Here is a 13,114-nt window from a genome sequence, read left to right as displayed (position 1 = left end):
TGATCACCGGGTGACGGAGTTCGCCCACCGCATCCGCCCCTCGGCGCGCGGCGAACTCGAGATCACCGATCTCAACCGCCTCTATCTCGACGACGGTTCGCTCACCGTCGAGCGCCTCGGCCGCGGCACCGCCTGGCTCGACGCCGGCACTCCCGACTCCCTGCTCCAGGCCGCAACCTTCGTGCAGACCATCCAGGCGCGCCAGGGACAGCTTGTCGGCTGCCCCGAGGAAGTCGCCTTCCGCATGGGCTTCATCTATGCCGACACATTGCGCCATCACGCCGCCCTCCTCGGCAAGACCGCGCTCGGCCGCGTGTTGCACGAACTTGCGGATGGAGAGGCGGCATGATCGAGTCCCTCAACCTCCCCGAGGTGAAGCTCGTCACCCCGCCACGCTTCGCCGATTCCCGCGGCTGGTTCAGCGAAACCTGGAATCAGGCGAAGCTGGACGCCCTCGGTTTCACCGAATCCTTCGTGCAGGACAACCATTCCTCCTCCACCCGCCCCGGCACCATCCGCGGCCTGCACTGCCAGATCGCCCCCTTTGTCCAGGGCAAGCTCGTCCGCTGCATCCGCGGCGCGATCTGGGATGTCGCGGTCGATATCCGCCACGGCTCACCGAGCTTCGGCCACTTTGCCGCTGCCGAACTCTCCGCCGCCAACGGCGCCCAGCTCTGGATCCCGCCCGGCTTCCTGCACGGGTTCTGCACGATCGAGCCCGAAACAGAGGTCGTCTACAAGGTCACCGCCCCTTACGACAAAGCCTCCGAGCGTGGCGTCATCTGGAACGACCCCGATCTCGCTTTGCCCTGGCCGATCCCCGCCGATGGCGCCCTGCTCTCGAACAAGGACAATCTCCTGCCCCGCCTTGCCGAGGCCGATCCCTGGTTCAGGATCTGAGATGGATACCCGCCCGATCCTGATCACTGGTGTGAGCGGCCAGCTCGGCCATGCTTTGTCCTTGCACGCGGCCAGAACCAACACCCGATTCCACGCTGTCGGCCGCCCCGGCTTCGATTTCGACGCACCGGAAACAATCGCCGCAGCCCTCGCCGACGCGGATCCCGCCCTCGTCGTCAACGCCGCCGCCTGGACCGCCATCGACGCCGCGGAAGCCAGCGCCGACGCCGCCTTCCGCGCCAATCGCGACGGCCCCGCCACCCTCGCCACTCTCTGCCGCGCCCGCGGTATCCCCCTCATCCATGTCTCGACCGACTATGTGTTCGACGGCACCAAGGGCGCGCCCTACACCGAAACCGACCCGATCGCCCCGCTCGGCGTCTATGGCGAAAGCAAGGCCGCCGGCGAGGCCGCCATTCTCGCCTCTGGCGCCGAGGCCATCATCCTCCGCACCGCCTGGGTGTTTTCCGCCACCGGCAAGAATTTCGCCCGCACCATGATCGCCGCCGCCTCCCGCCTGTCGGCGCTGCGCGTCGTCGCCGACCAGCGCGGCGCCCCCACCGCCGCCGAAGATCTCGCCGAAGCCATCCTCGCCATCGCCGCCCGCATCGTCGCCGCGGGATGGCAGCCCGGCTTCGCCGGCATCTTCCACGCCACCAGCGCCGGCGACACCACCTGGCACGGCTTCGCCACCGAAATCCTCGCCATCGCCGCCCGCCACGGCACGCCGCACCCCGATATCATCCCCATCGCCACCGCAGACTGGCCCACCCCCACACGCCGCCCCGCCGACTCCCGGCTCGACACTACAAAACTCCAACAAACCTTCGGCCTCGCTCTCCCCCACTGGAAAGACGCCACCGCCCGCATCGTCCCCGCACTCCTCGCCCAGGAGCGCGCATCGTGATCACCATCCTGCTCTCCACCTATAACGGTGCGCAGTTTCTGTCCGACCAGCTCGCGAGCTTCGAGGCGCAGACCGATCGCAACTGGTGCCTGCTCTGGCGTGATGACGGCTCGTCGGATGCGACACGGGAGATCATGGCCGGTTTCGCCGGCCGCATCGGCGCCGAACGCTGCCGCGAGGCGCCCAATTCCGGCATACATCTCGGCGCCGGGCAGAGCTTCCTTTCCCTTCTCGCCGCTGCGAAAGACGCACGGATCATCGCCTTCGCCGATCAGGACGATGTCTGGCTGCCCGAAAAGCTCGCCCGTGCCCGGCTGGCGCTGAGCGGGCAGAATTCAGGCCCGCGCCTCTATACTGCCCGGCAGTATCTGGTCGATGCCAATCTCCAGAGCCGCCGGCTCTCGAACCTGCCCGCCCGCAAACCCGGCTTTCCGGCCTGCCTCACGCAGAACGTCGTCCATGGCAATACGGCGGTCATGAATCGCGCCGCCGCCGACCTCATCTGCCGCATCCCTGGCCCGGCCGGCACGGTGCATGACTGGTGGAGCTACATCGTGGTCAGCGCCTGCGGTGGCTCGATCACGGTCGATCCCAAGCCGGTCGTGCTCTACCGGCAGCACGAGGGTAACCTGATCGGATCGCCCCGCACGACCGTGGCCCGCGCCGTCGGTGCGATAAAACGCGGCCCTGATATCTTCATGACGATGATGCGGCGTCATGTCCGCCAGCTGGAGGCGCATGGCGACCTGCTCGCCGCCACGGCGCGCGCCGATCTCGCCCGCATCGCCGCCGGACTCGATGGCGGCTTCGCCCCACGCCTCAGCGCCATACGCTGCCCCGGGCTGTCACGGCAGACGCCGCTCGAAAACCTGCTGTTCCGCCTCTGGTTCGTCCTCGGCTAGAGCATCATCCGATCAGATGGAATCATCTGATCGGATAAAGATGCTCTGTTTATCAATGTGATAGAGCACTACATCCGATCCAAAAGGATCGGAAAGTGCTCCAAAGGGACGCCTGCCTATTTCGCAGGCTCCCCGGCCGTCAGCATCTCCACCCGCCAGCCGCCATCTCCGGCAAGGTGGAGTCGCCGGGTGTGGTAGCGGATGATGGTCGAGCGATGGCCGACGCTGATGATCGTCGCCTCCGGTAATTCCTCGAGCAGGATCTGATACATCGAGGCCTCATAGGCCTCGTCCAGCGAGGAAGTCGCCTCGTCGAGGATCACCACATCCGGGCGGAGCAGCACGCAGCGCGCAAAGCCGATCCGCTGCTGTTCGCCGAGCGAAAGTTCGCGGTCCCATGCCTGCTCGGAATCGAGCCGGTCGACGAGATGGCCAAGCCCCACCCGTTGCAGCACCGCTGCCACCGAAGCGGGATCGAGCGCCTCGGCATAGGGAAAGCCGATGCTTTCGATCAACCGGCCATTCGCGAGATACGGCCGCTGCGGCACGAACAGCATCCGTCCGGCGGGCCTCGTCACCCGCCCCTCGCCGAAAGGCCAGATCCCGGCGATGGCGCGGACCAGCGTGCTCTTCCCCGATCCTGTCGGCCCGTTGAGCAGGAGCCTCTCGCCGGGGGCAACCCGCAGATCGAGCGCATCGAGCAGCTTGCGTCCGTCCGGCAGGGTGAGCGAGAGGCGTTCGATCGCAAGCCCCGCATCGTCCCCGCGCTCATAGACGATCCGCGGCGCCGCCGCGGCTTCGTGATGATGCCGCAGGCTCACCTCCAGCGCGTAGAGACGATCGACGACCGCCCGCCATTCGGTGATCGACAGATAACCCTGCCCGATCGAGCTGAAATTGTTGAGGATGAAGGCAAAGGCCTGCTGGGTCTGGCCAAAGGCGTTGTTGGTCTGCGAGACCGTGCCGATCAGGATCCGCTTGGCGAGATAGGACGGGATCACCAGGCCAAAAGCAAGCAGCCCGCCCAACGTGTTGAACGAGAAGTTGAACGTGTTGACGAATACCGTGCGGTAGATCCGGCGATAGAATATCTCCACCACCGGCGCGAAATTCCGCTTCAGCCGCGTTGCCTCCGCGGCCCCGCTCTGCGCCGTCGCGATGGCCTCGGAATTGTCCCGCACGCGGACCAGCTCGAAGCGGAAGTTTCCCTGCATGCGCTGCTGGATATTGTTGAGCCAGAACAATGGCTTGCCGATGATCAGGATCAGCCACGTGCCGCCGATCGCATAGACCAGGTTCATCCACAGCAGCAGGCCGGGAACATAGACGCCGAACAGCCGGAGATTGCGGCTGAGCAACCAGAGCATCACCGAGAACGAGACGATCGTGACAACCGACTGCAAGGCATTGAGCGGCAGGTTCACCGTCTGGCCGGTGAAGAAATCGATATCGTCGGAGATGCGCTGGTCGGGATTGTCGACATCGCGGTCGTCGAGCTGCATCCGGTAATGCGCCTGCCGGTCCATCCAGCCATCGACCATGTGTCCGGTCATCCACCGCCGCCAGCGGATCTGGAAGATCTGCACGAGATACTGGCTCGCCGTGTTGATCACCACGACCATCGCCGCCAGCCCGAGAAAGATCCAGAACAGGCGCCAGATTTTCGCCACGTCGTAGCGCTGCATCGCATCGAAGAACGATCCGTTCCAGACCGTCAGCGCGTAGTTCATCGCCACGATCACCAGCACCATGACGACGTTGACGATCATCAGCCCCCAGGCGATCCGCCGCTCCTCAGAGCGGAAGAACGGCTTGGCGACGTAAAACAGGCGGTAGAAAAATCCGGTCCGGGCGAGCTCGTCGTCCATCTCTGTCTCCGCATCCACAGGTGTTCCCGCCCCCATATAGGCGCGGATGGCGCAAGACCAGCCGGCAGCGCCATATCATCAGCATCCGGGCGCATTCGGGCGCATTCCGGCGCATCGCTCTCGCGCCATCGTGAGCGCGGAAGCCGGCTCGGCGGTTGAATATCGCGCCCCGGCTTCAAACCTCCGGATCATCGCGCGCGTCCCTTCGGGCTCAATCATGCCTGACGGGCATTGCTCAAAGCCGACTTGCCGATGCCGGGCGCGGGTCTTAAGACCGGGGCCCGAACAGGAGGGATGACATGGCCAGTAGCGACACCGCCGGCAACGAGATTGCGCTGGAGCGCCAGAACGCGGTTCTCGCCCGCCCGATGACCGAGATGCGGCAGCTTGCCAACGCCGTTCGCGCGCTGGCGATCGACGGCGTCGAGGCCGCGAAGTCCGGCCATCCCGGCATGCCGATGGGCATGGCCGATGTCGCGACCGTGCTGTGGACGAAATTCATGAAGTTCGACGCCGCCGATCCGCACTGGCCGGACCGCGACCGCTTCATCCTCTCCGCCGGCCACGGCTCGATGCTGCTCTATGCGCTGCTGCACCTCACCGGCTACGAGGGCATGTCGATCGACGATCTGCGCCAGTTCCGCCAGCTCGGCGCCCGCGCCGCCGGCCATCCCGAGCGGATCGAGCATCCGGCCATCGAAATGACCACCGGTCCGCTCGGCCAGGGCATTTCCACGGCGACCGGCTTCGCCCTCGCCGAGCGCATGCTCGCCGCCCGCTTCGGCAAGGGCATGGTCGACCACCGCACCTGGGTCATCGCCTCGGATGGCGACATGATGGAAGGCGTGTCCCACGAGGCCTGCGCCATCGCCGGGCATCTCGGCCTGAACAAGCTCACCGTCTTTTACGATGACAACGAAATCTCGATCGACGGCGGCACCGACATCTCGATGACCGACGACGTGCTCAAGCGCTTCGCCGGCTATGGCTGGGCTACCCGCCGGATCGACGGGCATGACCCAGAGCAGATCGAATCCGCCATCCGCTTCGCCCTGCGCAGCCGCAAGCCGACGCTGATCTCCTGCCGTACCATCATCGGCTTCGGCGCGCCGAAAAAGGCCGGCACCCCGGCCACCCACGGTTCGCCCCTCGGCGCCGACGAAGCAGCGGCCGCCAAGGCCCTGCTCGGCTGGACCGCGCCGCCCTTCACCGTACCGGACGACATCCTCGCCCCCTGGCGCGCGGCCGGGGCGCGCAGCGCCGGCGCGCACCGGGCCTGGGCAAAGCGCCACGCAGCGAGCAACCAGCGCGCTGCCTTCGATGCCGCCCTCGCCGGTGACCTGCCGCCCGACTACACCACCGCGATGGCCGCCCTGCGCGAGAAGATCGCTGCCGAGAAGCCCAACATCGCCACCCGCCAGGCCAGCCAGATGGCGCTCGACGCGGTGGTGCCCGTGGTCCCCGAAATGGTCGGCGGCTCGGCCGACCTCACCCCCTCGAACAACACCTTCGTGAAGTCGATGGGCGTGTTCACCGAGAAGGACCATTCCGGTCGCTACATCCATTTCGGCGTGCGCGAGCACGGCATGGGCACGACGCTGAACGGCCTCGCCCTGCATGGCGGGCTGATCCCCTATGGCGGCACGTTCTTCATCTTCTCCGACTATTGCCGCCCCGCCATCCGCCTCGCGGCGCTGATGCGCATCCGGTCGATCTTCGTGCTCACCCACGATTCGATCGGCCTCGGCGAGGATGGGCCAACCCACCAGCCGGTCGAGCATCTCGCCTCGTTCCGCGCCATGCCCAATGTCCTGGTGCTGCGCCCCGGCGATGCGATGGAAACCGCCGAATGCTGGGACATCGCGCTGAAGCACAAGGACGGCCCCGTCCTGCTCGTACTCAGCCGCCAGGCGATGCCGACCCTGCCGCGCGACCACGGCGCTGAAAACCTCTCCGCCCGCGGCGGCTATGTCGTCGCCCCGGCCGAGGGGCCGCGCCGCGCCACCATCCTCGCGACCGGCTCGGAAGTCGCCCTTGCGCTCAAGGCGCGCGAGATGCTGGCGGCCGAGGGCATCGCGGTCGCCGTGGCATCGGTGCCGAGCTTCGAACTGCTCGATCGCCAGGACCCCGGCTACCGCACCGAGGTGCTGGGCGAGGCTCCGCGAGTCGGCGTCGAGGCGGCGGTCGGGTTCGGCTGGGAACGCCTGCTCGGGGCCGATGGCTCCTTCATCGGCATGCACGGCTTCGGCGCCAGCGCGCCATACCAGAAGCTGTTCCAGCATTTCGGCATCACCGCCGAGGCGATCGTTGCGGCAGTGAAAGCGAAGCTGTAATTCCGCCATCGACACTATCACCGCCTCCGGCTCACCTGAACGTTTTCGAGGGAGACTTCTTCACATGACCGTCAAAGTCGCGATCAACGGATTCGGCCGCATCGGGCGCCTCGTACTGCGCGCGATGATCGAGAGCGGGCGTTCCGACGTCGAATGCGTCCTGATCAACGACCTCGGAAGCGTCGAGGACAACGCCCACCTGCTCCGCTACGACTCGGTGCATGGCCGCTTCCCCGGCACCGTCGAGGTGAAGGGTGACAGCATAGTCATCACCAATGCCGGCCGCACCTACGCGCCGATCCGCGTCTCCGCCGAGCGCGACCCGGCGAAGGTACCGATGCAGGGCGTCGACGTGGCGATGGAATGCACCGGCCTGTTCACCAAGCGCGACGCCGCGGCGAAGCTGATCGAGGCCGGCGCCCGCAAGGTCCTGGTCTCCGCCCCGGCCGACGGGGTGGACGCCACCATCGTCTACGGCGTGAACCACCACACGCTGACAAAGGACATGACGATCATCTCCAACGCCTCCTGCACCACCAACTGCCTCGCACCGATGGCGATGGTGCTGCACGAGACCTTCGGGATCGAGCGTGGCTACATGGTCACCATCCACTCCTATACCGGCGACCAGAAGACGGTGGACACCCTGCACAAGGATCGTCACCGCGCCCGCGCCGCCGCCCTCTCGATGATCCCGACCACCACGGGCGCGGCCCGCGCCGTCGGCCTCGTCCTGCCCGAGCTCCAGGGCAAGCTCGACGGCACCGCGATCCGCGTGCCCACCCCGAACGTCTCGCTCGTCTCGCTCGACGTGAACCTGAAGAAGCAGGCCAGCAAGGACGAGATCAACGCGGCGATGAAGGCCGCCGCCGAGGGCAAGCTCAAGGGCATCCTCGACTATTCGACCGAGGCCCTGGTCAGCGCCGACTTCAACCACGTCGCCTATTCCTGCAGCTTCGACGCGCCGCAGACCGCAGTGATCAACAACGCGCTCACCCGCGTCATGGGCTGGTACGACAATGAATGGGGCTTCTCGAACCGGATGAGCGACACCGCCGCCCTGTTCGGATCGCTCTGATGGCGGAATGGCGCCCGCTCGACGGGGTCGATGTCAGGGGAAAGCGCGTCCTCGTGCGCGCCGACCTCAACGTCCCGCTGCGCGACGGCCGGATCACCGACCTCACCCGCATCGAGCGCCTCTCGCCGACCATCGTCGAGCTCGCCGGCAAGGGTGCGAAGGTGATCGTGCTGTCGCATTTCGACCGGCCGAAGGGCAAGGTCGTGCCGGAGATGTCGCTCCGCCCCGTCGCCGCCGCGCTCGGTGAGGTGCTGCGCCGGCCCACCGCCTTCGCCGCTGACTGCATCGGCCCCGAGGCCGGGGCTGCCGTCGCCGCGATGGCGGAGGGCGACATCCTCGTGCTGGAAAACACCCGCTTCCATCCCGGCGAGGAGAGCAACGACGCTGGCCTGGCGAAGGCGATCGCCGCCAATGGCGACATCTTCGTCAACGACGCCTTCTCCGCCGCCCACCGCGCCCACGCCACCACCGAGGGTCTCGCCCATCTCCTGCCCGCCTATGCCGGCCGGCTGATGCAGGCCGAGCTGGCCGCCCTCGAAGCCGCGCTCAGCCACCCGAAGCGCCCGGTCGGCGCCATCGTCGGCGGCTCGAAAGTCTCCACCAAACTCGACCTGCTGACCAACCTGATCACCAAGGTCGACCTGCTGGTGATCGGCGGCGCGATGGCGAACACCTTCCTTGCCGCCCAGGGCGCGGAACTCGGCAAGTCGCTGCAGGAACCCGCCCTGCACGATACCGCCCGCGCCATCGTCGAAGCCGCGGCGACGCATGGCTGCCGAATCCTGCTGCCGTCGGATTTCGTGGTCAGCGAGACCTTCGCGCCGAACCCGCCCACCGAAACCGTACCGGCGAACGCGGTGCCGGCGAACGCAATGGCGCTCGATGTCGGCCCCGCCACCACCGAGGCAATCATCGCTGCGGTGAAAGCGCTGAAAACGCTGATCTGGAACGGCCCGCTCGGCGCCTTCGAGACCCCGCCTTTCGACGCCTCGACCATGCGCCTCGCCGCTGCGGTGGCGGAGGCCACGGCCGGCGGGCTGATCTCGGTCGCCGGTGGCGGCGACACGGTGGCCGCACTCCGCCTTGCCGGCGTCACCGATCGCCTGACCTATGTCTCCTCGGCCGGCGGCGCCTTTCTTGAGTGGATGGAAGGCAAGACCCTGCCGGGAGTGGCAGCGCTCACGCCGCGCTGATCGATCGGCGCGCCATCGACGTCTGAACCCGCCGGTCCGGTTCCCCGGGCCGGCGGTCATCGTTTCAGGAGGCGGTGCCGCCCACCGTCAGCCCGCCCATCAGGATGCTCGGCTGCCCGACGCCCACCGGCACGCCCTGCCCGTTCTTGCCGCAGGTGCCGATGCCGGGATCGAGTTCCAGGTCATTGCCGATCATCTCCACCCGGGTCAGCGCGTCCGGCCCGTTGCCGATCAGCGTCGCCCCCTTCACCGGTGCGCCGACCCGCCCATCCTCGATCAGGTAGGCTTCCGAGGCGGTGAACACGAACTTGCCCGAGGTGATATCGACCTGCCCGCCGCCGAAATTCGCCGCATAGATGCCGCGCTTGACCGAGCGGATCATGTCCTCCTGGCTGGCCTCGCCTTCCAGCATGATGGTGTTGGTCATCCGCGGCATCGGCAGATGCGCGTAGGATTGCCGCCGCCCATTGCCCGTCGGCGTCATGCCCATCAGCCGCGCGTTCTGCCGGTCCTGCATGTAGCCGGTCAGGATGCCGTCCTCGATGAGCACGGTGCGCCCGCTCGGCGTCCCTTCGTCATCCACGCTCAGCGAACCGCGCCGGTCAGGGATCGTGCCGTCATCGACCACGGTGACACCTTTCGAGCCAACGCGCTTGCCCATCAGCCCGGCAAAGGCCGAGGTCTTCTTGCGGTTGAAATCGCCCTCCAGCCCATGCCCGATCGCCTCATGCAGCAGAATGCCCGGCCAGCCCGCGCCGAGCACCACCGGCATCTCGCCGGCCGGCGCCGGCACGCTGTCGAGGTTCAGCGCCGCCTTGCGGATCGATTCGTCCACAGCCGCCCGCCAGAAGGCCGGCGCCGTCACGCCCTCATAGGTCGCGCGCCCGCCGGCGCCGTGGCCGCCGGATTCGCGCCGCCCGTCCTGCTCCATCACCACGGAAACATGCAGCACCACCAGCGGCCGCACATCGGCCACGCGCACCCCATCCGCCCGCAGGATCTCGACCACCTGCCACTCGCCGGCCAGGCTCGCCATCACCTGCACCACGCGCGGATCGGCGCCGCGGGCATAGGCGTCGATCTCGCCGAGCAGCGCCGCCCGCGCCGCGAAGGGCATCTCCGCGAGCGGATTATGTTCGGTATAGAGCCTGCGCGTTGCCGCCGCGGGGGCGACCGCCACCGTGCCGGCATCGCCCTGCCGCGCCGCGCGCAGCGTCTCCACCGCGCGCGCCAGGGCCGCGTCGGAAATCTCCCCGGCATGGGCATAGACCGCCGCCTCGCCGGTCACCGCGCGCAGGCCGAAACCGCGCCGGCTGTCGAAATTCGCATTGCGGATCCGCCCGTCATCCAGGCTCACCACCTCGGATTCGCGATATTCCAGGAACAGCTCGCCATCGTCGGCGGCCTCCAGCACGGGGGCGATGGCCCGCCGCGCCTCGATCACGTCGAGCCCGTCATTGCCATGGAACAGCCGGTCGGCGGTGGCGAGCATGTCTTGCATCGTGTCGGACATCATTCAGCGGCCTTCATTTCATAGGCGGGAAGCGGCACCGCCGCCGTCGCACCCCGCAGAGCGTGGCGGCAGGCGATGCAGGCGGCGAGCAGAAGCACGGCGTTCAGCTCGTGCACATAGCCGAGTTCGGCCATACCCGAGACCAGCGTGCTCATGCCAAGAATATATTGGAGCGAAACCAGCCCGGCCAAGAGCAGGAACAGGTCGCGTGCCTTCGCCCCCACCGGCGCGCGCAGCCCCATCGCCGCCGCGATGACGACAACGATCGCCGTCACCGTCGCCACCACCCGGTGATCGAACTGCACCGTTGCCTTGTTGGCGAGGAAATTGAGCCAGAGCGGATTCAGCGCCAGCGCATGCGGCGGCAGCGCGTGGCCGTCCATCAGCGGGAATGTATTGTAAACCTTGAGCGCGCCGCTCGCCGCCACCAGCGCGCCGAGGCCGATCGTGGCGATGATCAGCCCGATCGAGACGCTCAGCAGCCCGCGCAACCGGGCGAGGCCCGGCAGCCTCACGGGTTCGGGAGAACGCAGCGTCAGCGCGGTCCACAGCATTGCGGTGAAGATCAGCATCGCCAGCACGAAATGCGGCCCGAGATAGAGCGGCGAAGGCTGCAGGATACGGCTCGTCATGCCCTGATAGGTCATGTACCAGCCCATCGCCGCCTCGCCGGCGCCGAGCGCGAACAGGAACAGCAGCCAGGCCGCCAGCCGGTTCGAAATCCGCCCCCGCAGCCGGAAAACCGCCAGCGGCACCAGGAACACCACCGCCATCAACCGTCCCCAGTCGCGGTCGAGGAACATCGGCAGATAGAGCGACTGGAACTGAGCGAGCGTCATCTTCGACTGCATCGCCTGATACTGCGCCGTCGCCTTGTAGAGGCCGAAGGCGTGCTCCCATGCGGCATGGGTCAGCGGCGGGATGATGCCGGTAAAGGGCTGCCAGGTCTGGATCACGAACCCCGCGCCGATCGTCCGCGCATGGCCGCCGCCCACCACCATGCCGAAGATCATGAAACAGATGACGAGCAGCCAGGTGCCGACCAGCCGGTCCCCCCGCGCCGCCGTCCCGCTCATGCCGGCCGCCCGCGCAGTTCGAACCAGGCCCACACCGCGGCCGCCAGCAGCAGCACCGCGTTGAGCTGGTGCACGATGCCGATATCCAGGATTTTCGAGACGAGCGTGGTCACGCCGAGAATATACTGCACGATCAGCAGCGCGCCCATCACCAGGAACGCGTCGCGCGCCCGCGCCGGCAGGTCGGCGCGGACCGCCACTACCACCGCAGCCAGCACGCCCGCCGCCGCCACCGTGCCGAGCAGCCGGTGGTCGAACTGCGTCGCCGCCTTGTTGAGGAATAAATTGGTCCAGAACGGATGCAGCGCCGCGTAATCCGGCGGCACCCAGCGCCCCTGCATCAGCGGGAACGTGTTATCGATCGTATAGGCATGGGTTCCGGAGAGGAACGTCCCCGCCACGATGGCGATCACGATCAGCACGATCGAGCCCATCGCGATCCGCCGCACCCCCGCATAGCGCGCAGCCTCCGCCGGCGGCAGCCGCGCCTCGGCCGGCTTCAGCACGGTCAGCGCGGTGGCGAACACGGCAATCGCGAGCAGGGTCGCGAAACAATAGTGCACCGAGAGCCGGAACACCGAAACCTCGGTCAGCCCCGGCTGGAAGCCGGAGGCGACCATCCACCAGCCGATCAGCCCCTGCACCCCACCCAGGACGAACAGCGTCACCAGCCAGGGCCGCAGCCGCCGCTCGATCCGCCCGGTCCAGAGGAACCAGGCCAGAGGCACGCCGAAATCGAAGCCGAGCAGCCGGCCCCACATCCGGTGGATCCATTCCGGCCAGAAAATCGCCTTGAACCCGGCAAGGTCCATGCCGTGATTGAGCTGCTTGTATTGCGGAATCGTCTTGTAGAGCGCGAACATCCGCTCCCACGCCGCATGGGTCAGCGGCGGAATGACGCCCGAGACCGGCTGCCACGTCATGATCGACAGGCCGGCATTCATGTTCTGCACATAGGCGCCGATTCCGAACATCTCGACGATCAGCGCGAAGCTGACGAACAGCCAGATCGCCACCATCCGCCGGCTTTCCGGGCTTGCCGCCCGCGCCTCGCGTGTGCCCAAAGAGCCGGCAAAACCCGCCACCGATTGCGATGCCATCAGACAATTTCCCGCATCTGTCCGTTACCAGACGCGGATTTGCACCTGAAATCCGGCTTGTAAACCCGCGTCTCGCGGTGATCTGCCCTTTCGTTCAATCTTGACCTCGCGCCGCAGTTGCGCCATGTGTGCGTCACAGCGGGACAAACACGCCCGCCGCCTCCGGCTCGTTACCGGGCATTCTCCCAATTACACTCCGAACCGGCCCGTCCCCTTTTACGCCACGGGCACCTCACCTCGCGGA

Annotated in this window: 11 protein-coding genes; 7 read left to right on the top strand and 4 right to left on the bottom strand. The window is 67.2% G+C overall.

Annotated features, from left to right (window positions below; all coding sequences use genetic code 11):
• The 4 genes from B7Z76_RS08615 to B7Z76_RS08600 form a co-directional block, all read left to right on the top strand.
• On the top strand, positions 1–349 hold a 349-nt coding region (locus tag B7Z76_RS08615; RefSeq protein WP_291343365.1), incomplete at its 5' end, for a sugar phosphate nucleotidyltransferase.
• A complete protein-coding gene (gene rfbC / locus B7Z76_RS08610) occupies positions 346–900 on the top strand; it encodes a dTDP-4-dehydrorhamnose 3,5-epimerase (protein ID WP_174504713.1) in 555 nt (184 codons plus the stop codon). The genes B7Z76_RS08615 and rfbC, both read left to right, overlap by 4 nt.
• A gap of 1 nt (position 901) precedes the next feature.
• A complete protein-coding gene (gene rfbD, locus B7Z76_RS08605) occupies positions 902–1,807 on the top strand; it encodes a dTDP-4-dehydrorhamnose reductase (RefSeq protein ID WP_291343363.1) in 906 nt (301 codons plus the stop codon).
• Positions 1,804–2,709: a glycosyltransferase gene (locus B7Z76_RS08600; protein WP_291343361.1), complete on the top strand. Its 906-nt coding sequence runs from the start codon at positions 1,804–1,806 to the stop codon at positions 2,707–2,709. Before rfbD ends, B7Z76_RS08600 begins: the two co-directional genes overlap by 4 nt.
• Before the next feature lie 116 nt (positions 2,710–2,825).
• Here the strand turns inward: B7Z76_RS08600 and B7Z76_RS08595 are convergent, their stop codons facing one another.
• Positions 2,826–4,577 carry an ABC transporter ATP-binding protein/permease gene (locus tag B7Z76_RS08595; protein WP_291343359.1) on the bottom strand — a complete coding sequence of 584 codons (1,752 nt, stop codon included), beginning with the start codon at positions 4,575–4,577 and terminating at the stop codon, positions 2,826–2,828.
• 299 nt (positions 4,578–4,876) lie between these two features.
• Here B7Z76_RS08595 and tkt point away from each other — a divergent pair, with 299 nt between their 5' ends.
• From tkt to B7Z76_RS08580, 3 genes are all read left to right on the top strand, one after another.
• Positions 4,877–6,910 (top strand): transketolase, encoded by a 2,034-nt coding sequence (gene tkt / locus B7Z76_RS08590; RefSeq protein ID WP_291343357.1) that lies wholly within the window; start codon positions 4,877–4,879, stop codon positions 6,908–6,910.
• Positions 6,911–6,974: 64 nt separating this feature from the next.
• Positions 6,975–7,988, top strand: a complete 1,014-nt coding sequence (gene gap, locus B7Z76_RS08585) for a type I glyceraldehyde-3-phosphate dehydrogenase (protein WP_291343355.1) — start codon at positions 6,975–6,977, stop codon at positions 7,986–7,988.
• A complete protein-coding gene (locus B7Z76_RS08580) occupies positions 7,988–9,181 on the top strand; it encodes a phosphoglycerate kinase (protein ID WP_291343353.1) in 1,194 nt (397 codons plus the stop codon). The genes gap and B7Z76_RS08580 overlap by 1 nt, the downstream gene beginning before the upstream one ends.
• Positions 9,182–9,245: 64 nt before the next feature.
• On the opposite strand, the gene tldD is transcribed toward B7Z76_RS08580, so the two are convergent.
• From tldD to B7Z76_RS08565, 3 genes are read right to left on the bottom strand one after another with little or no spacing between them, the layout of a single operon-like run.
• The gene (tldD, locus tag B7Z76_RS08575; protein ID WP_291343351.1) at positions 9,246–10,697 is read right to left on the bottom strand and encodes a metalloprotease TldD; all 1,452 of its coding nucleotides are present in this window, start codon (positions 10,695–10,697) and stop codon (positions 9,246–9,248) included.
• Entirely contained in the window at positions 10,694–11,770 is a 1,077-nt protein-coding gene (locus B7Z76_RS08570; protein ID WP_291343349.1) for a COX15/CtaA family protein, read from the bottom strand. Before B7Z76_RS08570 ends, tldD begins: the two co-directional genes overlap by 4 nt.
• Complete coding sequence (locus B7Z76_RS08565) at positions 11,767–12,870, bottom strand: COX15/CtaA family protein (RefSeq protein ID WP_174504704.1); 1,104 nt, start codon at positions 12,868–12,870, stop codon at positions 11,767–11,769. The genes B7Z76_RS08570 and B7Z76_RS08565 overlap by 4 nt, the downstream gene beginning before the upstream one ends.
• Positions 12,871–13,114 lie beyond the last annotated feature (244 nt).

Source organism: Acidiphilium sp. 20-67-58 (assembly GCF_002255515.1).
Taxonomy (GTDB): domain Bacteria; phylum Pseudomonadota; class Alphaproteobacteria; order Acetobacterales; family Acetobacteraceae; genus Acidiphilium.
The sequence above is the reverse complement of the archived record's forward strand: the minus strand, read 5'-3'. Positions and strand labels throughout refer to the sequence as shown.